Below are 25474 nucleotides of genomic sequence, written 5' to 3'. Positions count from 1 at the left end.
TTAAAGCCTCACAGAGGCTTAACGTGTGTACAATGCTGCCCGTAATGTTTCTTTACCGTTCCATTGGAACGGAACGTTTACATGTACCACACCTACGGTGTGGAAATCCCCCTGGCACAATTATTTCTACACACATGGGCGATCCTATGGATCGCGGATCGCTAATGCAGGTTTCGAATACTTCAGGTCAGGAGACTTCGCAGAGCAAGGCTCCCAAGTGATATGCAGCACAAGTGTTGCGACGCAACCGTGATGCCATGAAATACAAAGGCCCGTAAACCAAAAAATACTATCAATACCAAAGCAAACTATTGCTTTGTTTTCAGCTTTAAAAGCGCATCATTCAGGTTTGAAATTTGTAATGAATCTTTGCTGATGTTGCTTTCCAATTCTGATTTTTCTTTCAGAACATCCTGCAGTTTTTTCATTTTTTTATCCATGTCTTTATTGGTATCGGAAAGCTTTACATATAATTTGTGCTGTTCAAAATAATTTGATTGTAGGTAATCTGCAAATTGGGTTAACGTATTCCAAACACCGCTATTGCCGGGCGAATAAAAACTGCCAACATCTTTGCCAACAGCAATGCTGATTGTAGAGCCATCTTTGCCTTTTTGCCTTCGGGGATCAACAACAAAATAATAATCGTAATTGTCGTTAGAGCCTTCTACTTTGGCTCTTTTAAAAAGCATGTAACCTAAAGATTTTTTAATAATAAAACCTTTCCCTTTTTCTTTTTCAATATGCAGGTTGTCGAAGTAACCTTCTATAGCGTCCCGGGCTTCATCATCGCTTAAATCAGACAGGAATTGAACAGCATCATAAACTGTAGTATCAATGGTTATGCGTACATTGCCTGTTTGTGCACTGGCGCTGCTTATAAAAAGAAGTATAATGGCAAGCGTAAAGAAATGTTTCATTCGTACAAGTTTGTTTTTTCAATGGCCTCATGCCTGCCTGTCCGGCAGACAGGGAACCTCGCTATGCACATTCCCTCCCGAAATTGGTTCGGGACAGGCTGTGTGAAAAAAATTATCATGCTCGGTTTCATTGGTGTAAGATTATTGCGCAAAAGATAATGATATCAATTGATGTCGCAGTAGAAATTTTCTTTATGCGTTTTCCGGTATACATTCAGCAGAAGGTTGAATGAATTTTAAGTTGCGTTGTATGCCTTTAAATTTTGCTCTTTTTAATGATGATGATCTGAATATTTTCCTGAATGCATCTTCGCTTAAATTATTCCATTCCGCTGTTGAAAGATTTAATATTTCAGGAATAGGCGTGAAGTTAATTTCTGATGTTGGTTTGCTGAAGCGGTTCCAGGGACAAACATCCTGGCATATATCGCAGCCAAACATCCATTGCTCGAATTTGTTTTTCATCTCGTTTGGAATGATGGCATCTTTTAACTCAATCGTAAAATAAGAAATGCAACGGCTTCCATCAATCACTTTATTTTCTTTGATGGCATCGGTTGGACAGGCATCAATACATTTTCTGCAAGTGCCGCAATAATCTTTTGCAAACGCATCATCAAAAACCAAATCAAGATCAGCTATTAAAGTGGCTATAAAAAAATAAGAGCCTTGTTCTTTGGTGATAAGATTTCCATTTTTACCAATCCATCCCGCACCGCTGCGCACTGCCCAGGTCCGTTCAAGCACCGGTGCGCTATCAACAAAACCGCGGCCATTAATATCGCCGATATTTTGTTTTATGATTTGAATTAGCTTGTTAAGCTTATCACGAATCACATCATGATAATCTTTTCCATACGCATACTTCGCAATTTTCGGTGCTTCGTTTTGCTGATGCTCTTCAGGAAAATAATTTAATAAAAGCGTGATAACGCTTTTTGCGCCGGGCACCAGCCGGCGCGGATCGGTACGCAGGTCGAAATAATTTTCCATATACTGCATGCCGCCATGCATGCCCTGCTGCAGCCATTGTTCAAGGCGGCGGGCGTCATCATCCAGCTTAACTGCTTTGGCAATACCGCAATAATGAAAGCCAAGCTGCGCCGCAGATGCCTTTATAAATTTTGTATGAAGATTTTTATTCAACCATGCAAAAATATTTCTGAAAACTGTATGTTTGCTTTGTTTTAGAAAAACGTATTGCTTCGAAACCAAGGTTCCCTCAAAACTCCGCCGACCTTGCAACACCTTTTCTAAAATATAACCGCATTTTAAAACCAATAATCTATGCACCTCAATCACACAATTACCCTGGCTTTATGCCTTGTTATGTCTATCCCTGCCTTAGCCCGGCAAACCAAAGAACCAAAGGTGAAATTTGGCGATGTTAAGCCCGAAGATTTTACAAAAGACTATGCTACGCTCGATTCTGCAGCAGAGGCCGTGTATTTGTATGAAGCCGGCTCTGTAAAGCATGAAGGTAATAACGAAGGATGGTTCTCCATTATCTATAAACTGCACCGGCGCATTTTGCTGATCAGCAAAAACAGCTTCGACGATTTGAGCAAAGTGAAGATAAACCTGTATGAAAATGGTACGGCTAAAGAAAAAATAGAAGACCTGCAGGCCGCCACCTATAACCTCGAAAACGGCAGGGTGGTGCAAACCCGGCTGGATAAAAATTCAACCTTCAAAGATAAGGATGGCGATTACCAGGTGGTGAAATTTACTTTCCCTGATATTAAAGAAGGCTCTATAATAGAATACACTTATACCATAAACAGTCCTTTTTACAGGTATATACCTTCCTGGGCTTTCCAGGGCGGCTACCCTGAACTGTGGAGCGAGTTTACCATTGAACAGCCTGAGTTTTTTGAATTTGTGGTTTTAAACCAGGGTTATCTCAGGCCTGTAATTGACACTTCGGTTGTAGAAACAAATATTTTTAATGTAATAATACCCAATGGGTCGGGACAATCGGAAAGCGTGGCGCTGAGAGGCCGGGTAGTAAAACATACCTGGGCGTTTAAAGATATTCCTGCATTGAAGGAAGAAAGCTTTGTAACCACGCTTGATAACCATATTGAAAAAATACAGTTCCAGTTTTCCGCAGAACAATTGCCTGAACAGCAACGCAAAACCTACCTGCATAGCTGGTATGAAATGGCTGACCAGTTAATGAAAGATGAAGACTTTGGAGCGGATTTAAGCAAGGAAAACGGCTGGCTGAAAGACGATGTAAAAGCGGCGGTGAACGGGGAAACAGATGCGGTGGGCAGGGCAAGAAAAATTTATGAGTATGTGAGGGATAATTATACCTGCACAGATAATTCGGCAAAATATTTATCACAAACGCTTAAAAAAACACAGCAATCAAAAAAAGGCAATGTGGTTGATATAAACATGCTGCTGATTGCCATGCTGAAGATAGCCGGCTGCACGGCCGATCCCGTATTGTTAAGCACAAGAGGCCATGGAAAAACCTACGATATGTATCCCATAATGGACAGGTTTAATTATTTGATAGCCCGCGTAACCATTAATGATAAGCTGTACCTGCTCGATGCCTCAGACCCTGTTTTAGGTTTCGGGCATTTAAGCGGCGCCTGCTATAACGGCAATGCCAGGGTGATAGCGCCCGATCCGGCATTGATTAACCTGGATGCAGATTCTTTAAAAGAAGTTTCCATTACTTCTTTCTTTGTAACAAACGACGGCGATGGCAAATTATCCGGAACATACAAAACCACGTTTGGCCCTATAGGTTCTGAAAACCTGCGTGAAAAAATGAAGAAAAGCAATGCGGAAACCTATTTTAAAGACATAAAAAAAGCCTATCCTTTTGAAGTGAGCATGAGCAATACGGCTATTGATTCCCTTGATGAAAAAGAGATGCCTGTATCTGTGCAATACGATATTGGTTTTAATACAGGGGAGGATATTATTTATTTCCCGCCGATGATGACAGCCGATGCCTATAAAGAAAACCCTTTTAAGGCAACGCAGCGATTTTACCCGGTGGAAATTCCGTATTGCATTGATGAGGTGTATATACTGAATATGGAAGTGCCTTCCGGGTATAGGGTAGATGAACTGCCAAAGCCTGCACGCGTTTCTTTAAACGATGGGGAAGGCATGTTTGAATATTTAATACAGGCAAGCAGCAGCAGTGTTCAGTTGCGCTGCCGCACCCGGCTGAACAAAGCCACTTTTGAGCCGGAAGACTATGAAACCCTGCGCAATTTTTTTGCCTTTATTGTAGAAAAAGAAAACGAACAAATTGTATTTAAGAAAATATAAGGGATATGAAAACCTGTAAACTGCTATTAATTATTCTTTGTGTAAATATAGTTTTAGCTAAAGCGCAATCTTTTAATACAATGCTTATACCAGACTCCCTTACGAAAGATGCAAATGCCGTAAAACGATACGAAGAACTGAAAATTTCAATAAAGGATGTGGACAGGGCAGTGGTTTCGCATAAATACGCCATAACCATTTTAAATGAAGCGGGCAGGGGCTATGCCACTTACAGCAACACCTACGATAAATTAAAAGATCTAAGCAATATTGACGGCACGCTTTACGATGCTGCCGGCAAAGAATTGAAAAATGTAAAAAGAAAAGATATTGCAGATTATGTGGATGATGATAATATGTCGCTTGTTACCGATGACCGGTATAAAGTGCATAATTTTTATTATAACGCCTACCCTTACACCGTTGCATATAAAGATGAGGAAACTTTTGATGGCATCTATTTCCTGCCGTACTGGCTGCCTCAAAAAAGCAATCATTATGCAGTAGAGCAAAGCCGGTTTGTTATAGAAACGCCATTGAATTATAAGCTGCGGTATAAGCAGTTTAAATATGCCGGCCAGCCTGTTATTGTAAATGATGGTAAAAAAATAACCTACACGTGGGAAGTGAAGAACCTGCATGCATTTGACAATGAAGCCTATTGCCCGCAATGGGAAGAAATAACAACTTCAGTTTTTGTGGCGCCTGTAAATTTTAAGATGCAGGGTTATGCAGGCATAATGGATACCTGGCAAAACCTGGGTAAATTTCATGTGCAGCTTATGAATGGCCGGGATGTGCTGCCTGAAAATGTAAGGAAAGACGTGCATGCCCTTACTGATAATTTATCTAACCCGAAAGAAAAAGCTTTTGCGCTTTACAATTATCTTCAGAAGAATACAAGGTATATAAGTGTACAGTTAGGCATAGGCGGCTGGCAGCCTTACGATGCCAACTATGTGGCTGCCAAAAAATATGGCGATTGCAAGGCGCTTTCCAACTATATGAAAAGCCTTCTTAAAGAAGCCGGCTTAAAAGGCTATTATGTGCTCGTTAATGCTGATGATGACGATACCCGTGGGCTTTGGGAAGATTTTCCATCACCATACTTTAATCATGCTGTATTGTGCATGCCCGATGGAAAAGATACCTTATGGTTTGAGTGCACCAGCCAAACAGCAACGCCCGGCTTTATGGGATCATCTGTGGGCAACAGAAAGGCTTTAATGATCGGGGATGATGGCGGCTATATTGTTAATACGCCATCTTATAAAGCAGAGCAAAACCTGCAAATCCGTACGGTGACGGCCGCAATTGATATGGAAGGTAACCTTGATGCCACACTCGTTACAAAATACACAGGCATTCAGCAGCAAATACCGCATGCGCTTATGTATCATACAACAAAAGAAGACCGCGAAAAATACCTGAACGATGAATTAAATTTACCTACTTACAAAGTTGATAAAACCAGCTATACAGAAAACAGGAGTTTAATACCCGAAATACAGGAATACCTGCATATAACCGCTCAAAACTACGCTTCAGTTTCCGGCAGGCGATTGTTTATTAAACCCAATCTGTTTAATAAAACCGGCAATAAGTTTAATGTGGATGATGAACGTCTTTTTGATATTGAATATCCCTATTCATTTCATGATATTGATTCATTAGATATTAAAATACCGGATGGCTATGCCCCCGAGGCGCTTCCTAAAAACCTTGACCTGAACAGTAAGTTTGGCGCGTATAAAATAGAATTTAAAGTAGCTGATAATGATATCAATGTTGTTCGAAATTATACAAGGTCGGCAGGCCGTTTCCCGCCGTCGGACTACCCCGAATTTGCAAAATTTATCAACGATATTTATAAGGCAGACCGCAGCCAGGTGGTGCTGGTAAAAAAAGAGAATTGATTAAACCGGATGTGGCTGTTAAGTCCATAGTCCACGGTCAACAGTCCATAGTACTGCATGTTAATACTGTTTTTCTATGGTCTATTGACCATAGACCATTCACCAGCTAAACTGATACCCCAGCGTGGCAATGCCTTCCAGGTAGCCAATGCCATGTGTGGCGCGGTTGCCTTTGGCGGTGGTAGTATTGGCAAGCGCATCTATATAGCGCACATAACCGGTTTTGCCTGTAGTTTCAAAAAAGAAGCGCTTTAGCATATAAAACCTTAGCCCGCCTTCAACACCAATGTTGTAACCGGCAATATGAAAATCATTATTCAGCCTGTCGCCATGATACGTAAAATCTGTTCGCGGGATATTGATGCCGGCGCCGGCTTTATAGATGAGCGTAAGCAATGCCCTGGTCTTTGCCTTATTTTCAGCCAGCGTTTTCTGCTCAAAATAATTCAGGTGCAGCCAGTTGGCGCCATCGGTGTGCTCAAAATGTAAAAATGTTTCAGGATTCAATACGCTGTCGCCATCTACATGTTGTCCTCCAATCGTTCCGGTCACATGCACTTTCTGGCCATCTGTTACCACGTATTTTGCATGGTCAAAATTTAATTCAAATCCCTTTGTCAAATCCCTGTTTAAATAAAAGCCAATCCTGTAATTATATTGAGGAATAGAAATCTGGCCGGGTTCTTTAATTATATCATCATAATCGCCTTTATCATGCGCTTTTGCATGGTGCAGCACGAAATTGTCGCCGTTGCTCAGTTTAAAATGAATATTGCTGCGGGTATAAGCTTCGGCATTATAGCCCCACTGCAGATACATGCCGTAAATAAGTTGACGTTTTTTCGTCTGGGCTTTGGCATGGATACATACAAGGGCGGCAGCCAAACAAATAAGTAGTCGCTTCATTCTATATGTATTATACTTTGCTAAGGTGCTGCAAAAGTAAGCGGAAATGTTTTCAGTAAAAATTAAAACAAACTGTAATTTCTGCATGAAACCAGTAAGTTATGTGACATTATTTCACAAAAACCCGGGCATGATTTTTCTGAATGATTTTTGATGATTATTCCCGGAATTGCATATCGCACTACTAAAGGAAATTAATATATGAACTTAGGAAATTTCACTATAAAAGCGGCTGAAGCGTTTCAGCAGGCGCAGCAGCTTGCCTTTAATAATACCAATCCCAACATTGAAACAGAACATATCCTGAAAGCCTTGTTGGATCAGGAAGATTCACTCGTGGAATACCTCCTGAAAAAAAATAATGTTACAGTTAATCTGCTTGAGAACAAGCTGGATGAAGCGCTGAATAAACTGCCAAAACAAACCGGCGGCGAGGCAGCGCAATCCATCAGCCGCGATGCCAACAATGTGGTATTGCGTGCCGGCGCCGTATTAAAGCAATTTGGCGATGAATTTATTACACCGGAACATTTGCTGCTTGCCATATTGCAGGGCAACGATGCTTCGGCTAAAATATTAAAGAACGCAGGCCTTACGGAAAAAGGCCTGATAGCGGCCATTAAAGAATTGCGCAAGGGAGAAACCGTAACTTCCCAAACGCAGTCGCAGGAATTTAATGCGTTGAATAAATATGCAAGGAACCTGAATGAAATGGCAAGGCAGGGCAAACTTGACCCGGTTATTGGCCGTGATGAAGAAATACGCAGAACGCTGCACATACTTTCGCGCAGAACAAAAAACAATCCCATTCTTGTAGGCGAGCCCGGCGTGGGTAAAACGGCCATTGCAGAAGGCATTGCCCACCGTATTGTGAACGGCGATGTGCCGGAAAACCTTAAATCAAAAATTATTTATGCATTGGATATGGGCCAGCTTATTGCCGGCGCCAAATATAAAGGTGAGTTTGAAGAAAGATTGAAAGGCGTGGTAAAAGAAGTAGGCGACAGCGATGGCGAGATCATTCTTTTCATAGATGAAATTCATACACTGGTGGGTGCAGGCGGCGGCGAAGGCGCCATGGATGCCGCCAATATTTTAAAACCCGCTTTGGCGCGTGGCGAGCTGCGTGCAATTGGCGCAACTACTTTAACCGAATATCAGAAATTCTTTGAAAAAGACAAGGCGCTGGAACGCCGCTTTCAGAAGGTAATGATTGACGAACCAGGCGTTGAAGATGCTATATCAATATTGCGTGGCTTAAAAGACCGTTACGAAACGCACCATCATGTGCGCATAAAAGATGAAGCAGTTGTGGCCGCTGTTGAGTTATCGCATCGTTATATAACTGACCGCTTTTTGCCTGATAAAGCCATTGACCTGATTGATGAAAGCGCCGCCAAGCTTCGCCTTGAAATGAATTCCATGCCCGAAGAATTGGATAACCTGGAAAGGCAGATACGCCAGTTGGAAATTGAACGTGAAGCCATTAAAAGAGAGAATGATGAAGACAAGCTGAAGATGCTGAATGTGGAAATAAGCAACCTCAGCGTTGAGCGTGATACATTGAAAGCAAAATGGAAACAGGAGAAGGAACTGGTTGAAAAAATCCAGAACGCCAAAGCTTCCATTGAACGGTTAAAACTGGAAGCAGAACAGGCGGAACGTAACGGCGATTATGGCAAGGTTGCCGAAATACGTTACGGTAAAGTAAAAGAACAGGAAAAGATCATTCACGATAATACGGTTCAGTTAGGCGAATTAAGCAAGCATGGCCGCCGCCTGATGAAAGAAGAAGTGGATGCAGAAGATATTGCGGAAAGTGTGGCCAAATCAACCGGTATTCCCGTAACAAGAATGATGCAGACTGAACGTGAAAAATTATTACAGCTTGAAGAACACCTGCATGAAAGGGTAGTAGGGCAGGAAGAAGCCATAACGGCTGTGGCAGATGCCATTCGCAGAAGCCGCGCCGGTTTACAGGACCCCAAAAAACCCATTGGTTCTTTTATCTTCCTGGGCACTACCGGCGTGGGTAAAACAGAACTGGCCAAAGCGCTTGCAGAATATTTGTTTGATGATGAAAGCATGATGACGCGCATTGATATGAGCGAGTACCAGGAAAAACACACGGTATCACGTTTGGTGGGCGCTCCTCCGGGTTATGTTGGTTATGATGAAGGCGGACAGCTAACCGAAGCAGTGCGCCGCAAACCTTACAGCGTTGTGTTGCTCGATGAAATTGAAAAGGCAAACCCTGATGTTTGGAATATTATGCTGCAGGTGTTGGATGATGGAAGGTTAACAGATAACAAAGGCCGGGTGGTAAACTTTAAGAATACAATCATTATTATGACAAGCAATATTGGAAGTACTTTGATACAGGATGCTTTTCAAAATGTGAGTGAAAAGAACCTGGAAGAGGTGGTTGATAAAACAAAGCTTGAAGTAATGAACCTGTTGCGGCAAACCATTCGCCCGGAGTTTTTAAACAGGATTGATGAGATCATTATGTTCCAGCCGCTGATGCGCAGGGAAATAAAGAATATTGTAAGAATCCAGTTGAATGGATTAAAGAAAATATTGCAGCAAAATCATATTGAACTGGAGTTCACGGATTATTTAATTGATTATTTGTCTGAAACAGGTTACGATCCGCAGTTTGGCGCAAGGCCGCTGAAGCGTTTGATACAAAAAGAGATCGTAAACCAGTTGAGCAAAAAGATACTCGCCGGTGATATAGACAGGTCGCATCCTGTTTTGGTAGATGTGTTTGATGGTGTGGTGGTGTTTAGAAATGAGGTGTTGGAAAGGGTGAAGTAAAATCACTGTTGGGTTTCCCTTACAAGTCCCCCGATGTACCGCAGGGATTTTTTATCAATACATTTGCTTAATAACTTTAAAAATTTCAGTCTTGGATACATCTGGCTTTTTTGAAACTTTTTTTAATAATGCAAAGTATAATGGCATTATTATCATGGATAAGCAGGGCATTATCCATAATATTAATGAAGCTTTTCATGCACGTTTTGGTTATGCGCGGGCAGATTTGGCCGGTAAAAACTTTGAAGTATTATTCACAGAAAAAGACCGTGAGATTTTAAAGCCGGAAACGGAATTGAAAACCGTTTTAGCGCAAGGCTCTGCCAATGATGAAAATTACCTGGTGCACAAAGATGGCAATAAGGTTTGGGTTACCGGCGAATCTGTGTATATAGAAAATAAAGATGGATATGCTTTCGTGGTTAAGGTGGTGCATAATATTCATGCGCAAAAGCAACTGGAAAGATTTCTCATAGAATCGCATGAATTTATTGATAGTGTTTTTGATTCAATTTACGAATCAGCATTAATTATTCTTGACAGCCGGCTTCGCGTTGTTAAAGCCAACAGGGCTTTTCTTAATTTGTTTGAATTGAAAGAAGCGCCTGACAAAGGCAGCCGATTATCTGAAATAAATAATCCATTCTGGCAAAGGGCCGATGTAAAGCAGGAAACGGTTAATTTTCTCACGCTGCATAATGTGAGCGAAGCTAAAATATTTGAACTGCAAACACGATCCGGCATTACAAAGGAGATAAGCTTTCTTGCAAAACTGGTAGAAGGCGTGCCTGGCATAGACAGGAAATTACTGATCATGATAAAGGAGATAAATTAAAATTATTTTTAAACATATTACTTAAAACCCGGATTGAATAAAGCTTTCACGTAATCCGTATTTAAATATCCGGCCATCAAAATCTCTGTATGAAAATTTTAACAACTCGCATTCAGAATACCTCTCATAAACTTTTATGATTATATAGATTTGCATTTCTTTATACAAATTCAACTACCGGCATTATTTTTTAAACAATTCTTTTAAGAAGAGAAAATTATGCACATGCAACGTATAAAATTATTTGCAGCAACTAATTTCCTAATGCTGGCTGTTGTTTCCTGCAGGAACCATAAAACACCTGAAAACAATATTGATACAAGCGCCGCAAAAACTGTTGCACAGGCAAAGATAGAAGGTGCAGTTTCGTGCAGCGTGCTTGGCTTTACCCTGGCCGACAGTGCCACTTATATGAAGGAAGGAGGAAAGGAATTTAAACCTACTGTGGCAAATAATTACGCGCCTTCTTATACAGTAAAGGATATGGTTTGGGTGCCCGGCGGTGAATTCAGCATGGGTAATGTAAACCCCACCAATATGGAGGGTGGCGGTAAAGAAGCTATGAACGATACAAGGCCCATACACCGTGTATATGTAAATGGCTTTTTTATGGATAAAACCGAAGTAACCAATGCGGAATTTGCAGCGTTTATAAAAGCAACCGGTTATGTAACGGTGGCGGAGCGCAAGCCTGCCAAAGAAGAATTTCCGGGTGTGCCCGAAGAAGACCTGGTGGCAGGTTCAGCCGTGTTCACCCCATCAGGAACAACCGATCTTTCCAACTATCTGCAGTGGTGGAGCTACGTGCGTGGCGCTGACTGGAGGCGCCCGCTGGGGCCGGGAAGCAATATTGATGGCAAAGGCGGGTATCCTGTTGTACAGGTATCATGGGAAGATGCAGCGGCTTATGCAAAATGGGCTGGTAAAAGATTACCTACAGAAGCGGAATGGGAATTTGCTGCCAGGGGCGGTAAAGCAGGAGAGATGTACACCTGGGGAAACCAGTTAAAACCTGATGGCAAATGGATGGCCAATATTTATGAAGGAAAATTTCCTTCTTCTGATGCTGCTTTGGATGGTTATGCAGGCATAGCGCCCGTGGCAAAATATCCTGCCAACGGTTATGGTATTTTTGATATGGCCGGCAATGTGTGGGAGTGGTGCAGCGACTGGTACAGGCCTGATTATTATCAAACGCTTGCAGAACAAGGCGCTGTTGCCAAAAACCCGCAGGGCCCTCCGGGTTCGTATGATCCACAGGAACCTGATGCAAAAAAGAAAGTGCAGCGCGGCGGTTCATTTTTATGCACCGACCAGTATTGCACCCGTTATATGGTGGGCACAAGAGGCAAAGGGGAATACAAATCCGCTTCCAACCATATTGGCTTTCGCTGCGTGAAAGATGCGCCGGGCAGTAATTTGGCAGCGCTGATGAAATAGGGGTTACCTCAATTGCCATATCAAGATTACCATCGCCATTAAAGTCTGCAGCAATAATTCCGTGTGTATGCGGTTTTACTTGAACGGAAAAAGGTGAATTTGGTGCAGGTTTAAATTGTCCTTTGCCATTGCCAAAAAGAAGGGTAAAATATTTTTTTATGGTTAGCAAATGCAATATCCAAATTGCCATCTTTATTAAAATCAGCTACTTCAACACTTGCTGCACTTTTGCCAACTGCAATTTTTTTTATATCAAAATCTAATTGTTGCTTTTGAGGATAACCGCAGCCTGATAATAATGCAATCGCAGCAAAAATGGAAATAATTGCTTTCATAACTTTTGGTTTTTAACCTCACACAGCACTGCTGCTAAACAAATCAACTATAAAACTTCTCCGATAAATAATTTGTTTGATGACCTGCAGGAAATACGTGACATATAGCAAATCAGACCGGAATGAACCAATGATGTTTAAGTTTAAACAACCCGTGAACAGGTGAACCTGTAAACTCGTAAACCTTAAATAAACGATGTTGATGGCATATTGATTGTTTGGCAGTTTATCAGCCTTTCGGGTTTTGAAAAACTATGGTAATAGTGCCTGTTTGGGTTGTAGTGCCTTTATTAAATTTTAGCTGGTAGGCGCGCTTTACCGCGATACTGTTTAAATCGCCAAAAGGGCTGCCGGGCTTTACTTTTGCATTGGTAACCGTGCCGTTTTCATCTACCGTAACATCTACGGAAACTTTGCCGCCATATTTATATTGGTCCTGGAAGCGGGCTCCGCCTGCCAGCCGCCTGCCCTGCAAGCCCCGGCTTATGCTTATGCCTGCGCTGCCTGTGCCGCCATTGCCTGTATAGCTGTCGCTGTTAATATTACCGTTGGCTTTACCCTGGTCACCTCTGCCGCCTGCAATGCCCTGGTTGTTGCTTTTTGTATAACTATCGGCATGGTTGCCACCGCCGTTTTTACTCGTACCTCCGGCATATACAGCTTTTGGCCTTGGCGGTGCAGGCGTGGGATTGGTCACAGGTTTTGTGGGGGCCTTCTTAATAGGGTTATTCACTTTTGCCACTTCTTTTTTCTTTTCGGGTTTGGGCGCCGTGTGAATTACCGGCGCTTCTTTTTCATTGTTTTCAGCCACTTCAGGCGCTGTTTCTGCTTCAGCCTGCTGCGAAGGCGGCGGGTTATAATTGGTTTGCTGTTCTTCCGCCGGCGGGCCGGGAATTTGGGGCGGCACATCGCCCATACCTTCATCGCTGTTACCCAGGTTTACTTCAACGCCTGTATCTGCCACAGGCTTTTGCATAACCGGCGCCGACCATGTCCACAAAATGAATAATAAAAACAAGAGGGCAATAATGCCCGCCGTACAGGCAAGCGCCTGCAGGTTTTTATTTCTTTCAAAATTCAGTTCGGCAATGTTTGTATGCATACAACAAATTTATTTATGGTGCGCCTATACTGTTGTTATAAAGATGCTAACAGTATGTGGAATTTAGTAAATGATGAAATAGTTTTGCCGCCAATATTTTTATATGCACACAAAGTACAGCCAGTTTAAGGCCATGCTTGCCATTTCAAAAGCAAGCCTCAGCTCAATTGTAAGAAGCCCTTCTGCCGTAATATTCAGCATTGCTTTTCCATTAATATTCATACTGGTATTTGGATTTATTGGCGGTGAAAACGGAATTTCCCTCAATGTGGCGCTAAACAAAAATGCAGATACTTCCAACCTTATTTATCATGCAATAAAAAACATCAGCAGCATACATATTGTGCAGGAAGACAGCATATTATTGAAAGAAGACCTTGAAAAGGGAAATATAACTGCTATTATTAATATCGCAAAAAATGTGTCCGGCAACCCGGAATATGTAATCGAATTAAAAAGCTCTGAAGCCGTAAACCCGCAAAACATCCAGGTATTGCAGTCCATACTTAAAAATATCATCAGCAATATTAATGCGGCGAAATACCCGCAGGTGCAAACCATAGCTGCTGTAAGCAATACAATTGAAAAGATACCAGGGCGTGCATACCGCCGTATAGATTTTATTTTACCGGGGCAGTTAGGTTTTTCGCTGTTAAGCGCCGGTGTGTTTGGCGTAGCTTTTTCTTTTTTTAATTTAAGGCAGCAGCTTATTTTAAAACGTTTTTTTGCCACGCCCATCCGCCGCACTTTTATTGTTTTGGGAGAAGCGCTCAGCCGCGTGGTTTTTCAAATGATGACGGCTATTATTATTATAGGCCTTGGCGTTTTTGCATTTAAATTCACCCTGGTGAAAGGGCTTATCACCTTTCTGGAAATTATGCTGTTAAGCTTTATTGCGCTTATTGTTTTTATGGGATTTGGGTTTATTGTAAGCAGTGTTGCAAAGAATGAGAGCACCATTCCTCCCTTTGCGAACATATTCACGCTGCCACAGTTTTTGCTGGCCGGCACTTTCTTTCCTATAACCGTATTTCCCCGGTGGCTGCAGGTTTTTTGCAATATCCTGCCCCTTACACATTTTAATAATGCCATGCGCAATATATCTTTTGAAGGGGCAAGCTTCATTAGCTGCTGGCCCGATGTAGGCGTTCTTTTATTATGGGGCATATTCATTTATGCGGCTGCGGTTAAAGTATTCCGCTGGGAATAAGCCTGCCATAAGCCAAATGTTTATTTTTAAAAACTGCTGCTGTAATTTTAATTGCCTGTTATCAGTATAAAACCATTAATAACAATTATAAACACTGTTTTATGAGAAACAATGCCGGGATAGATACCACTTCCTCTTTTATTATTACATCGCGGGAAAGCCGGAACTATATTATACCGTTACGTTACCGCCAGATGGAAAACCTGCATATCGTTTTCTGGCTATTTAAAGATATAAGCTGGTGCCTTTTGTGGAAGCCGCTTGGCATGATTATGATAGCGCCCACTTTTATTATATCGCTGGTAATTGCATGGAGAACAAAACAATATATGTCTGAATTGTGCCATAATGTTGCCATTAGTGTTTGGATCGCGGCCAACAGTTACTGGATGATAAGCGAATTTTTTGAGTTTGACACAACGATCATTTGGGGCGGGATAACCTATAAGCACCTGGCGCTGATACCTTTTTTCACCGGTGTGCTTATTCTCGCATACTATTACATTTACTGGAAACCCCGGCATAAAGATGAGCCGGAAACAATGTGATTTCTTTTGTGCAAGCCCGGGTCATTCTTTGGCGGCTTTATTGCAATCTTCAATGAAATCCAGTACTTCTTCTTTGCCTTTTTTTGAAACGGCGCTGGTAACAAAATACGGCGGCAGAAATTCCCAGTTCTCTTTCATTTTATCAAAAAATAATTTCACGTTGCGTTCCACGGCGCCGGGCTTTTCTTTATCAGCTTTTGTAAAAACGATCGTGAAAGGCAGTTGCCATTCGCCAAGGTCATCTATAAATTCAAGATCAATTTTCTGTGGTTCATGGCGTGCATCAATCAATACAAAAATGTTTAAAAGATTTTTGCGTTTACGCAAATAATCTTCAATCATCCTGCTCCATTGTTTACGTTGCTGCTGGCTTCTTTTCGCATAACCATAACCGGGTAAATCAACCAGATACCATGTCACTCCCTTCTCCTTTCCACGGGCGGAGCGGGGTGAGGAAGAAAAAATTTCATAATGATTGATCAACTGCGTTTTTCCCGGCGCTGCAGATGTTTTGGCAAGCTTTGCATTGTTGCAAAGCATATTGATTAATGATGATTTGCCCACATTGCTCCGGCCTATAAATGCATATTCTGGCCGGTCTGGCTGCGGGCATTTATCCACCGAAGGGCTTGAAATGAGGTATGTAGCTTTAGTGATCTGCATTTTTCTCTGCAAAAGGCGCTAAGATACGCGAAGCCATAAAAAAGTATTGCCTTTACCGGAAATGTATAAATATTCATCTGCTGCATTTTATTACAACGAAGATAAACATTGGAGCTTTTTATCACATCATGAAGGATGGTGCTGCTGGTGAAGAACACCAACAGCGGCGAAACAAAACTTCAATATTCAATATCTAATATCCAATGTCCAATGTCCAATGTTCAGGGCGGTTTCAACTGAGCATTGCGTATTGAAAATTGATCATTGAATATTTCCGGGAATCTAAACCTTGTGTCAACAACATTGGGTGCCGCATTCAATTTTCTAAGCCGTTCTGCCACTGGCTTCCATAATACCATGCAGTTCAGCATTGAATTCATCGGCGTTTAACAGGTCTTCCAGCAACACATGCATACGGTAACGCCAGTAATATCTGGGAATGGCCGGCACATTAATGCGCTCCTCGATTGGATTGGGCCTGCGCAGCCCTTCGCTTATGCCCAGTAAATCCTGCATCTGGAAAATGCTCCACATAGCAGGGGCATATACATGCTGAACAATAACGGCGCGGCTTATCCAGGGCTCGCAGGAATGAGGCGCCTCGCCCCACAGGCCGAGCTGGTAATTAAAGAAACGCTGTGTTTTAGCCCGGTCTTCTTCCCACCAGCCGCGAATGGTGCTCATATCGTGCGTAGATGGTGTAACCACACTTAAATACGGCGCATCACTGGGGTGGAAAAACTCCCGGCCGATTTGCTTGGGCATGCGCTGAATTTCGAGGCTGAGCAGGCCCAGGTCTTTCATCACTTCAGGCACAGAGCCGGGCACGAGGCCCAGGTCTTCGCCGCAAATAAGCATGTTGGTTGCCCGCTTTAAGGCAGGCAATTTTTTAAGGGCTTCCTTCTTCCAGAATTCATCCTGCCGGCGGAAGAAATAATCCACATATAATTCTTTTAACTGGTTTTGCGTATGCTGGTTGAGGTATTGAAAAGACCGGGTTGCCTCAACCGAAAAGCGGAAATGAAACTGCTGGCCATTTGTGCCTTCCGCTTCAAACAGAATAATGTTGGAAATGAGATCAAACAGTTTTTGTTTTACCCAATTATCATGCTCTGTTGCTTCAAAAGCAGCAAAATGCGCTTCCACTTTTCGCTGGGTTGCATATTCTTCAAGCAGGCTGTAAGTGCCGTTGCCATTGGGCTGCAGGTAAGTTTGTTTAAAATGTTCTGCTTCGTCGCCCACTTCATCATGCAGCAACTGATCTGTGATGTAAGGCTGGGTATAGCGCACGTAATCAAACCATATATTTCTTTGATTGAATTCATTTATGTGCACAGGCATGCAGGGCTCAAAATGCCCCATAATGCCTTCCACGGCATGCATAGGAATGCTCCAGATGCGGAAGAAGCCAAGGATATGGTCTATGCGGAAAGCATCAAAATAATAGCTCATCTGTTCAAAGCGCTGGCGCCACCAGGCAAAACCATCAGCCTCCATTTTTTGCCAGTTATAGGTGGGAAAGCCCCAGTTCTGGCCTTTCACTGCAAAATCGTCCGGCGGCGCGCCTGCCTGTAAATGCATGTTGAATAAATCCGGGCGCTGCCAGGCATCGGCGCCATAGCGGTAAATGCCAATGGCAATATCGCCTTTAATAATTACACCATGCTCATGTGCATAAGCGGCGGCCTCCTGCAACTGCACATGCAAATGATATTGTACGAAGCAATGCAGCAGCACATCATCAGCCGTTTTAGCGCTGTCGAATAATGCGGTTACATCGTCTGCATTATATATATTGTTGGCTGGCCAGTTGTTGAAGTCGGAAGTATTGTATAAATCCCTGTAATAGCAAAACGCTGAATAGGGTTCCAGCCAGTGCCGGTTCTTTTTATAAAAATCCTTGAAAGCAGCCGATGCAAAAGTTTCTTTTTTCTGCAAGGCATATAATTCTTTCAGCAGTTTCCATTTTAAATTATTCACGGCTTCGTAATCCACGGTATCTTTTTCATTCAATGCCGATCTTTCCGCTTTTGCAGCCTTCAGTATTTTTTTATTTTTTTTACTGGCAAGCGCATCAGGATTAATATACATGGGGTGCAATGCAAAAGCAGAAATGGCTGCATAAGGATAAGAATCGCTCCAGGTGCCGGTGGCATGCGTATCGTTTACCGGCAGAATTTGTATCAACCGCAAGCCTGTTTTCTCCGCCCAGTCAACCAGCAGTTTTATATCGGCAAATTCGCCCACGCCCCAGCTATTTTTGCTTCTCAGGCTGAATACGGGTATGGAAACACCGGCCCCTTTCCAGGTATTATCGGGCAGCACAATAAAGCCATCGTTAATAATGCTTATTTTGTTTTTTGCAGCCGCATGCGCCTGAAAAAGCACACGGTTTTTACCATCTTCATACTGAAGGAATTTTTTATGAACCGAATCGTAAATGCCGTATTTGTAAATTAAGGGAAAATCAATTTTTGCAAGATCGAGCGCAACGCTGTGAAAATCTTCACCCGCCTTCCTGCTTAATAAAACCGGTGTTTCTGCTGTCCATCTGCCTGTTTCTTCAGCATCGCCTAAAAGGCATATCGTTTCTCCTTTTTTTAATAAAGGCGCTTTTATTCTGAAGATGTGCGTAAACTTCTTCGGCTCTTTCGTCTTTACTTCCGTATGATTGTTCTTCAGCAATACATTTTGAAAGGGCTCTGTATAGAATGCATTGTCGTAATAGCCGGCAAAATTCCAGGAATCGCTTATAAAAACCTCTTTGTATGTAAACAATTCGGGCGTAAGCTTTTTGTCTTCGCCCCAATCATATATAACGGAGCCGTCTTCCATTTTTAAAACATAATTATAGCCGATGCCCTGCTCCGGAACAGAAGCTGCATTAATATCAGCAGTTGCCGCCCATGTTTCTTCGTTGAGGTATTGAAGCGGCAAAGCATGGGCAATATCTCCGTTGCCTAAGACCGCATGGCTGCCTGCAACAAAAAGCGATTGCCCGGGTTTGGTATGAAACCTTAGCTGGAAAATTATTTTCGTAGCAGCGGCAGTTGCCGCTTGCTTTACTGCTTTGGCTTTGACCGTTTTTTTTGCAGCCGCCTCATGCTTTACTTCAGCTCTGGGTTTGGCGGCCTTCTTTTTTGCAACGACTGGCTCCTTTGCGCTTTTTGATACTTTGGCTTTGCCCTTTTTTATAGTTGATGGGCTTTTGCCCGGCTTATCTGCACTAACAGCAGTTTGTAAATTTTGCTGTTCGGTTTTGTTTAGCTGTTCAGTTTCCAACGAATCAAAAATTTAAGATTAAAAAATGTAGCAATCGTTGTTTATTGTATCCAATGATCATAACGAAAATATGCATAGTGTAATAAATACACAAATATTAAAAGTATGAGTTGAAGGTTACAGGATCAATTGTTTTACAAAATAATGCGGGGGAAACAGCAGGGCGCTAACCGGTATGCTTTTATTAAAAATGCCATAAACGCTGCTGCCGCTGCCGCTCATGGAGGCAAACAATGCACCGTTTTGAAGCAGTTGCTCCTTTATATTTTTTATCTCGGTATATTTTTCAAAAACAGGTTTTTCAAAGGCATTTTCCAGTTTCCCCTGCCAGGTCTCAGCAGGCTGTTCCATAATGTTTTTTATATTGTTTGGAGCTGAATACCCAACCTGTGAAAATGCCCAGCCGGTATTTACATGAATGCCGGGCTTAACCAATACCAACGTATAACCAGACAGGTGAAGATGAATGGGCTGCAGGGCTTCGCCGCGTTGTGTGGCGAAAGATGGCCGGTTGATAATAAAGAAAGGGCAGTCGCTGCCAAGCATTAGTGCGTACTGCAATAATTTTTCTTCGGTGAGGTGCAGTTTAAACTTGTCATTCAGCAGCGTCAGCATAAAAGCGCCGTCGGCGCTGCCGCCGCCTAAGCCGGCGCCGGTGGGAATGGCTTTATGAAGATGAATTTGCACGGAAGGCAATTGGGGAAAATCTTTTTTTAAAAGACGGTATGCTTTTACGCAAAGATTGGTTTCAGGCCTGCCTTCAATTTCAATGCCGGAGGTTAATAATATGTAATCTTCATCCTGCTGTGAATGATGAAGCACTTCCAGCACATCATAAAAAGGCAAAGGATAAAAGATGGTTTCGAGGTTGTGATAACCGTCATACCGTTTGCCTGTAATATGCAGGCCAAGATTTATTTTACAATTGGGAAAAACTATCAAAACAAAAGATTGAATATTACTTGCGCTTGTTTATTTCGTCCCTTATTTCAATAGCGCGGAGGTAATCTTCGTGTTCCAAAACTTCTGAGAGCAATTTCTGCAGGTCTTCCAGGCTCATCCTGCCCAGGTCTTTATCGCCGGCGGAGGAACCGGGCTCATTAACGGGTATTTCAGATTTTTTTTTGGCCTCGTCTTCCATTAAAATGCCGGCGTTTTCCAGTATGTTTTCATACGTGTAAATGGGACAGCCAAACCGCACGGCCAGGGCCAGGGCATCGCTGGTGCGGCTGTCAATTTCAATGGTATCGTGCTCATTTACGCATACCAGCTTTGAATAAAAAATGCCTTCCTGCAGGTCGTTGATCACTATTTCCATCAACTCAATATTAAAGGCATACATAAAATTTTTCATCAGGTCGTGCGTAAGCGGGCGGCTGGGCTGCATGCGCTCAAGCGCCACGGCAATGGCCTGGGCTTCAAAACCGCCAATCACTATCGGCAATCGCCTTAATCCGTTTACTTCACCCAAAACTACCGCGTAAGAATGTGTTTGCGTGATGCTATGTGATAATGCAACAATTTCAAGTTCTATCTTCTTCATGAAAAATTTCCTTGCGTAAGCCGCAAAAATAAAAGATTTACAAGCCATATAAAATTTTTCGGTTAAATCTTTATCTCCTGTAAAAACACCAGGCCTTTCACAAATAAATTTTATGTTGGCAGATTAGTTGCTTATTCTTGCAGGTACACAGGAGTAATAAACAAGGGATATATTTTCAGACAGAACATAAGCCTATGAATATTTTTATAACGGGCGGCACAGGATATGTTGGAAATAATTTGGTGAAAAGGCTTGCCGGGGAAGGTAATACCATACATGCTTTATGCCGCAATGTAGCTACCCCGCAATTGCAGCATTATCCTAATATAAAAATTTTTAAAGGCGATATTACCGATGCTGCTTCCGTGCGCAAAGCGATGGAGGGCTGCGAACAGGCATATCATCTTGCAGCTTATGCCAGGGTTTGGGCAAAAGACCCGTCCATCTTTTATAAACTGAATGTGGAAGGCACTAAAAATGTTTTTGATGCGGCAAGAGAAGAAGGCATCAGCCATATAGTGTTTACCTCCACCGGCGGCACGCTTGGGCCATCGGGCCGGCGGCCGGTAAAGGAAAACGATGAAAGAATAGGCAAACCTTTCACCATATACGAAGAAACAAAAACATGGGCTGAAGCGCTGGCCGTTGAATATTGTAACAAATATGGCCTGCGCATCGTTACAGTAAACCCGCCGCGTATTTATGGCCCGGGCATAATAACGGAAAGCAATGCTGTAACAAGGCTGGTGAAATTATACATGGAAGGCAAATGGAAGATAATGCCCGGCGATGGCAAACGCACCGGCAGTTATGTGTATATTGATGATGTGGTGAACGGCCATATACTGGCAATGCAAAAAGGAAGAGCAGGGGAGCGGTATAACCTGGGCGGCGTGAATGCATCGTATATAGCGTTTTTTAATCTGCTGGCGCAGATAACAGGCAGGAGGCAGGCCCTGATAAAATTTCCTATATGGGCCATGATGCTGGCGGGCAATGCCATAGAACTGTATTCAAAATTAACCGGCAGGCCGCCGCTGCTAACACCGCCGTGGATAAGAAAGTATTATTACAACTGGGATGTTGACAGCAGCAAGGCGCAGCAGGAACTGGGTTACAGTTTTATATCGCTGGAAGACGGATTAAGAAGAACGGTTGAATGGCTGAAAAATCACCCGGATTAACCTGCGTTTAATAAACCGTGCCCATTAATAATTAAAACATAAAACAATTAAACCAACCACGAGCAGCAATCATGATGTTTACCTTGATTACAGGCGCCGGTGCAGGCATAGGCAAAGCCCTGGCCTTTGAATGTGCCAGAAAAAATATGAATGTATTGCTGGTGGCCCTGCCCGGCCCTGAACTGGAAAGCACCGTGAATGAAATAAGAGCGGCGTACAGGAATATTGCCTGTTATTGCCTGGGCATTGATCTAAGCCGGCCTGAATCTTTTTGCGGCGTGTATAAATGGGTAAAGGAAAATAATTTCCATGTAAATATCCTTATCAATAATGTAGGCGTGGGCAGCAAGGGCGATTTTGAGCATACCGAAACCATTTTTTACGAGCGCCAGCTGGAACTGAATGTGCATGCTGCCACCATGCTTACCCGCTTATTTCTGCCCGACCTGAAAGCCCATGCGCCATCGCATATAATGAATACCAGCAGCATGGGCGGTTTTTATATGATACCCGGTAAAACGGTTTACATTGCTTCCAAAGCATACATTTATTATTTCAGCCGTTCCTTAAGGCTTGAGCTAAAACAGCATCATATTAATGTGAGCGTTTTATGCCCGGGGGGAACAAACAGCAATGCCAACACCATTGCCATTAATAAAGAATTAAAAGGCATAGCAAAACGATCTATCCTGCTGCCTGAAGAAGTGGCCGCAGAAGCTATAGATAAAATGATGAAGGGTAAGGCCAGGATTATTCCGGGCTTTATTAATAAGCTATCCTATCATATCAGCCGCCTGGTGCCGGAGTTCATCCAGCAAATGATTATATCCAATGCCTTCAGGCATGTGAAAAAGCACAAGTATTAATGTATTGTGATTTGTTTTTCACAACGCGCTGCATGGCAGGTGTATAAAACACATTTATACCACGCCGGCAAACTGTTTCAAAAACCGTACATCGTTTTGTGAATACAGGCGCAGGTCGTTTACGCGGTACTTCAGCTGGCAGATCCTTTCTATGCCCATGCCAAAGGCAAAGCCGGTATATACGTCAGGATCAATATCAAAATTTTTAAGTGTATTGGGATGTACCATGCCACTGCCGAGGATTTCTACCCAGCCGGTATGTTTACATACGTTGCAGCCTTTACCATGGCAGATCAAGCAATCTATATCCATTTCGGCGCTGGGCTCAGTAAAAGGAAAATAGGAGGGGCGGAAACGTATCTTTACATGCCTGCTAAACATTTCCCGGACAAAAAAGTAAAGCGTTTGTTTAAGATCGGCGAAGCTTACATTTTCCGCAATATATAAACCTTCCACCTGGTGAAAGAAGCAATGCGCCCTTGCGCTGATGGTTTCATTTCTATACACCCGCCCGGGGCAAATAATGCGGACAGGCGGCTTTTGTTTTTCCATCACCCTCGCCTGCACACTGCTGGTGTGTGTGCGCAGGAGCCAGTCTGGGTTTTTCTGAACATAAAACGTATCCTGCATATCGCGGGCAGGATGGTTTTCCGGCATGTTCATCGAAGTAAAATTATGCCAGTCGTCTTCAATTTCCGGGCCTTCGGCCAGCACAAAACCCAGCCTGCTGAAAATGGAAATGATCTGGCCGCGCACAATGCTTAAAGGATGCCGGGTGCCAATGGTTATATCATCGCCCGGTAAAGTATAATCAATGCTTTTAGCCAAGGGCTGATGGCTGATGGCTGACTGCTGTTTCAGCGCCTGGTATTTTTCTTCGGCAAACTGTTTAAAGCTGTTTAATAACTGGCCTGCTTCCTTTTTCTTTTCAACCGGCACATTTTTCATTTCCTGCATCATGTATTTTACAATGCCTTTTGTGCCAAGATATTTTATGCGAAAGGCTTCTGCCGCTTCACCGTTTTTGCCTGCAAATGCTTCTATCTCTTTTTTATATTGTTCTATTTGCGCTGATAGTTCCATGCGGCGAAGATAAGCACGCTTGTGGTATGAAGGAATGCCGGATTTCCAGAGATTCAATTCCAAACCGCCCTGCAAAATTTCATTCTTTTTTCCAGCCTGGTTTTGATATGTCAAGATCATCCCCTGCATCGCCCATGTCTTTTTGAAGCAAAGCGGTAAGCGCCTGCACTTTGTGGCTGTACTGTTTATCGCCGGCAAGATTGTGCAGCTCATAAGGGTCTTTATTCAGATTGAATAATTGTGTGGTATGCACGCCATTCACATTGTATAATAGCAGTTTCCAGTTATCGCTTGTGCGTATGCCGCGCATCAGATCGCGGTATAAAAAATAAATATGATCACGCAGGGGCGCATTGTTTTTTATAACCGGCAGCAGGCTTTTGCTTTCAACCGAAGCGGGAATGGCGGTTCCGGTAAAATCCAGTACAGTGGGCCCGATATCAGAAAGGTAACAAAGTGCATCGCTGCGTTTATTTTTGGGCAGCCCGGGGCCGGCAATTATCAACGGCACGCGCACACTGGGATCGTATAAATTCTGTTTACCAAGCAGGCCATGGTTGCCCACTGCCAAACCATTGTCTCCCGCAAAAACAATAAGCGTATTATCCATCATGCCATTTGCTTCCAGGGCATCCAGCACTTCGCCCACGTGGCTGTCCATCTCGGTTATCATAGCATAATATTCCGCTATTTCTTTTTTAATGCTGTCTTTATTCAATGGTTTGGGCAGCAGCAATTCATCCCGCACCTGCAGTTCGCCATTATCAAACGGGTGCTGCGGCATGAATGATGGCGGCAACGGGATTTTCCCCGGGTCATACATTTTCCTGAAACGCTCCGGCGCTGTGCGCGGGTCGTGCGGGGAAGTAAAGGCGAGGTAGCAAACAAAAGGCGTATCGCTGTTCTTTTGTTTGTTAATAAAGTTAACGGCCGCTGCTGCATAATAGGCGCTTGAAAAACCATTGCCCTGCCATTTGGCTGAATAAGGATACCTGCCGGTGGGATCATAATGAAACATCTGTGGTTTTTCCTGTCCGCCCGAATCTGGAAAATTCATGCCGCCGAAAAATATATTATCGCCTGTGCTGAACGAACGGTTATACGAGGCTTTATCGCTGTGCCATTTCCCGCTTTGATAAGTTATATAGCCTTTGGCCCGTAACAGTTCAGGAAAAGTGGGTGTTTCCACAGGAATAACAGCGCCGTCTTTTTGCAGGCGGTTTTCATATCGGCCCGTTAATATCATTACACGGCTGGGCATGCAGATAGCGCCCTGCCTTCCGCCCATAACATGCGCACGGGTAAACGAAGTGCCCATTTTTACAAGCCTGTCGAGGCCGGGCGTTATGATATGTGCATTACCCAATGCATGAATGGTGTTCCAGGTTTGATCGTCACTCAGTATAAAAACTACATTCATTTTGCGCTGCGCATGTAGAAATGAAGCAAACAACATCATCCATATATACAGAAAACTTTTCTTCATATTTCTTATCATTTATATTTAAAAACCGGTTGGGT

At 43.0% G+C, this 25474-nt stretch carries 20 protein-coding genes; 9 read left to right on the top strand and 11 right to left on the bottom strand.

From position 1 onward, the window contains the following. Positions 1-308: 308 nt before the first annotated feature. The gene (locus QM629_RS14335; protein ID WP_415160571.1) at positions 309-920 is read right to left on the bottom strand and encodes a hypothetical protein; all 612 of its coding nucleotides are present in this window, start codon (positions 918-920) and stop codon (positions 309-311) included. A 192-nt stretch (positions 921-1112) separates the two neighbouring features. Next, entirely contained in the window at positions 1113-2066 is a 954-nt protein-coding gene (queG, locus tag QM629_RS14330) for a tRNA epoxyqueuosine(34) reductase QueG (protein ID WP_415160570.1), read from the bottom strand. 141 nt (positions 2067-2207) lie between these two features. Between queG and QM629_RS14325 the strand changes: the two genes are divergently transcribed. Both QM629_RS14325 and QM629_RS14320 read left to right on the top strand, forming a co-directional pair. Further along, positions 2208-4220, top strand: a complete 2013-nt coding sequence (locus QM629_RS14325) for a transglutaminase domain-containing protein (protein ID WP_415160569.1) — start codon at positions 2208-2210, stop codon at positions 4218-4220. Positions 4221-4225: 5 nt separating this feature from the next. Continuing rightward, positions 4226-6136 (top strand): DUF3857 domain-containing protein, encoded by a 1911-nt coding sequence (locus QM629_RS14320; RefSeq protein WP_415160568.1) that lies wholly within the window; start codon positions 4226-4228, stop codon positions 6134-6136. Positions 6137-6235: 99 nt separating this feature from the next. Here QM629_RS14320 and QM629_RS14315 read toward each other — a convergent pair whose 3' ends face one another. Beyond that, positions 6236-7042, bottom strand: coding sequence for a hypothetical protein (locus QM629_RS14315; protein WP_415160567.1), 807 nt, complete (start codon positions 7040-7042; stop codon positions 6236-6238). Positions 7043-7243: 201 nt separating this feature from the next. Between QM629_RS14315 and clpB the strand changes: the two genes are divergently transcribed. The 3 genes from clpB to QM629_RS14300 all read left to right on the top strand — a co-directional run bounded on the left by clpB (position 7244) and on the right by QM629_RS14300 (position 12137). Next, complete coding sequence (clpB, locus tag QM629_RS14310) at positions 7244-9862, top strand: ATP-dependent chaperone ClpB (protein WP_415160566.1); 2619 nt, start codon at positions 7244-7246, stop codon at positions 9860-9862. Between the two features lie 91 nt (positions 9863-9953). Continuing rightward, the gene (locus tag QM629_RS14305; protein ID WP_415160565.1) at positions 9954-10697 is read left to right on the top strand and encodes a PAS domain-containing protein; all 744 of its coding nucleotides are present in this window, start codon (positions 9954-9956) and stop codon (positions 10695-10697) included. A gap of 225 nt (positions 10698-10922) precedes the next feature. After that, entirely contained in the window at positions 10923-12137 is a 1215-nt protein-coding gene (locus QM629_RS14300; RefSeq protein WP_415160564.1) for a formylglycine-generating enzyme family protein, read from the top strand. Positions 12138-12247: 110 nt separating this feature from the next. Here QM629_RS14300 and QM629_RS14295 read toward each other — a convergent pair whose 3' ends face one another. After that, complete coding sequence (locus QM629_RS14295; protein WP_415160563.1) at positions 12248-12472, bottom strand: hypothetical protein; 225 nt, start codon at positions 12470-12472, stop codon at positions 12248-12250. Positions 12473-12701: 229 nt separating this feature from the next. After that, positions 12702-13574, bottom strand: coding sequence for a TonB family protein (locus QM629_RS14290; RefSeq protein ID WP_415160562.1), 873 nt, complete (start codon positions 13572-13574; stop codon positions 12702-12704). Positions 13575-13677: 103 nt separating this feature from the next. Here QM629_RS14290 and QM629_RS14285 point away from each other — a divergent pair, with 103 nt between their 5' ends. Both QM629_RS14285 and QM629_RS14280 read left to right on the top strand, forming a co-directional pair. Next, positions 13678-14784, top strand: coding sequence for an ABC transporter permease (locus QM629_RS14285; protein WP_415160561.1), 1107 nt, complete (start codon positions 13678-13680; stop codon positions 14782-14784). A gap of 101 nt (positions 14785-14885) precedes the next feature. Next, the gene (locus QM629_RS14280; protein ID WP_415160560.1) at positions 14886-15332 is read left to right on the top strand and encodes a hypothetical protein; all 447 of its coding nucleotides are present in this window, start codon (positions 14886-14888) and stop codon (positions 15330-15332) included. A 21-nt stretch (positions 15333-15353) separates the two neighbouring features. Here the strand turns inward: QM629_RS14280 and yihA are convergent, their stop codons facing one another. The 4 genes from yihA to QM629_RS14260 all read right to left on the bottom strand — a co-directional run bounded on the left by yihA (position 15354) and on the right by QM629_RS14260 (position 20820). Then, positions 15354-15995: a ribosome biogenesis GTP-binding protein YihA/YsxC gene (gene yihA, locus QM629_RS14275; RefSeq protein WP_415160559.1), complete on the bottom strand. Its 642-nt coding sequence runs from the start codon at positions 15993-15995 to the stop codon at positions 15354-15356. A gap of 324 nt (positions 15996-16319) precedes the next feature. After that, positions 16320-19277 carry a 4-alpha-glucanotransferase gene (locus QM629_RS14270; RefSeq protein ID WP_415160558.1) on the bottom strand — a complete coding sequence of 986 codons (2958 nt, stop codon included), beginning with the start codon at positions 19275-19277 and terminating at the stop codon, positions 16320-16322. Positions 19278-19394: 117 nt separating this feature from the next. Then, the gene (gene ispE, locus QM629_RS14265; protein ID WP_415160557.1) at positions 19395-20219 is read right to left on the bottom strand and encodes a 4-(cytidine 5'-diphospho)-2-C-methyl-D-erythritol kinase; all 825 of its coding nucleotides are present in this window, start codon (positions 20217-20219) and stop codon (positions 19395-19397) included. Positions 20220-20235: 16 nt separating this feature from the next. After that, the gene (locus tag QM629_RS14260; RefSeq protein WP_415160556.1) at positions 20236-20820 is read right to left on the bottom strand and encodes a bifunctional nuclease family protein; all 585 of its coding nucleotides are present in this window, start codon (positions 20818-20820) and stop codon (positions 20236-20238) included. A 194-nt stretch (positions 20821-21014) separates the two neighbouring features. Here QM629_RS14260 and QM629_RS14255 point away from each other — a divergent pair, with 194 nt between their 5' ends. After that, positions 21015-22004 carry an SDR family oxidoreductase gene (locus tag QM629_RS14255; RefSeq protein ID WP_415160555.1) on the top strand — a complete coding sequence of 330 codons (990 nt, stop codon included), beginning with the start codon at positions 21015-21017 and terminating at the stop codon, positions 22002-22004. Between the two features lie 71 nt (positions 22005-22075). Next, positions 22076-22870, top strand: a complete 795-nt coding sequence (locus QM629_RS14250) for an SDR family NAD(P)-dependent oxidoreductase (protein WP_415160554.1) — start codon at positions 22076-22078, stop codon at positions 22868-22870. Between the two features lie 54 nt (positions 22871-22924). On the opposite strand, the gene QM629_RS14245 is transcribed toward QM629_RS14250, so the two are convergent. Together QM629_RS14245 and QM629_RS14240 are read right to left on the bottom strand one after the other, a co-directional pair. Next, positions 22925-24016, bottom strand: a complete 1092-nt coding sequence (locus QM629_RS14245; protein WP_415160553.1) for a phenylalanine--tRNA ligase subunit alpha — start codon at positions 24014-24016, stop codon at positions 22925-22927. A 16-nt stretch (positions 24017-24032) separates the two neighbouring features. Next, on the bottom strand, positions 24033-25439 hold the full coding sequence (locus tag QM629_RS14240; protein WP_415160552.1) for a sulfatase-like hydrolase/transferase: 1407 nt from the start codon (positions 25437-25439) through the stop codon (positions 24033-24035). Positions 25440-25474 lie beyond the last annotated feature (35 nt).

The organism is Parafilimonas sp. (assembly GCF_047606085.1).
Lineage (GTDB): Bacteria > Bacteroidota > Bacteroidia > Chitinophagales > Chitinophagaceae > Parafilimonas.
The sequence above is the reverse complement of the archived record's forward strand: the minus strand, read 5'-3'. Positions and strand labels throughout refer to the sequence as shown.

Excerpts from the sequence above, each read along its gene's own strand:
- QM629_RS14240 (WP_415160552.1), bottom strand. The coding sequence starts at position 25,439 with ATGAAGAAAAGTTTTCTGTATATATGGATGATGTTGTTTGCTTCATTT.
- QM629_RS14260 (WP_415160556.1), bottom strand. The coding sequence starts at position 20,820 with ATGAAGAAGATAGAACTTGAAATTGTTGCATTATCACATAGCATCACG.
- QM629_RS14255 (WP_415160555.1), top strand. The coding sequence starts at position 21,015 with ATGAATATTTTTATAACGGGCGGCACAGGATATGTTGGAAATAATTTG.
- QM629_RS14290 (WP_415160562.1), bottom strand. The coding sequence starts at position 13,574 with ATGCATACAAACATTGCCGAACTGAATTTTGAAAGAAATAAAAACCTG.
- QM629_RS14335 (WP_415160571.1), bottom strand. The coding sequence starts at position 920 with ATGAAACATTTCTTTACGCTTGCCATTATACTTCTTTTTATAAGCAGC.
- QM629_RS14280 (WP_415160560.1), top strand. The coding sequence starts at position 14,886 with ATGAGAAACAATGCCGGGATAGATACCACTTCCTCTTTTATTATTACA.
- QM629_RS14295 (WP_415160563.1), bottom strand. The coding sequence starts at position 12,472 with ATGAAAGCAATTATTTCCATTTTTGCTGCGATTGCATTATTATCAGGC.
- QM629_RS14300 (WP_415160564.1), top strand. The coding sequence starts at position 10,923 with ATGCAACGTATAAAATTATTTGCAGCAACTAATTTCCTAATGCTGGCT.
- QM629_RS14315 (WP_415160567.1), bottom strand. The coding sequence starts at position 7,042 with ATGAAGCGACTACTTATTTGTTTGGCTGCCGCCCTTGTATGTATCCAT.
- QM629_RS14285 (WP_415160561.1), top strand. The coding sequence starts at position 13,678 with ATGCACACAAAGTACAGCCAGTTTAAGGCCATGCTTGCCATTTCAAAA.
- QM629_RS14320 (WP_415160568.1), top strand. The coding sequence starts at position 4,226 with ATGAAAACCTGTAAACTGCTATTAATTATTCTTTGTGTAAATATAGTT.
- clpB (WP_415160566.1), top strand. The coding sequence starts at position 7,244 with ATGAACTTAGGAAATTTCACTATAAAAGCGGCTGAAGCGTTTCAGCAG.
- yihA (WP_415160559.1), bottom strand. The coding sequence starts at position 15,995 with ATGCAGATCACTAAAGCTACATACCTCATTTCAAGCCCTTCGGTGGAT.
- QM629_RS14250 (WP_415160554.1), top strand. The coding sequence starts at position 22,076 with ATGATGTTTACCTTGATTACAGGCGCCGGTGCAGGCATAGGCAAAGCC.
- QM629_RS14325 (WP_415160569.1), top strand. The coding sequence starts at position 2,208 with ATGCACCTCAATCACACAATTACCCTGGCTTTATGCCTTGTTATGTCT.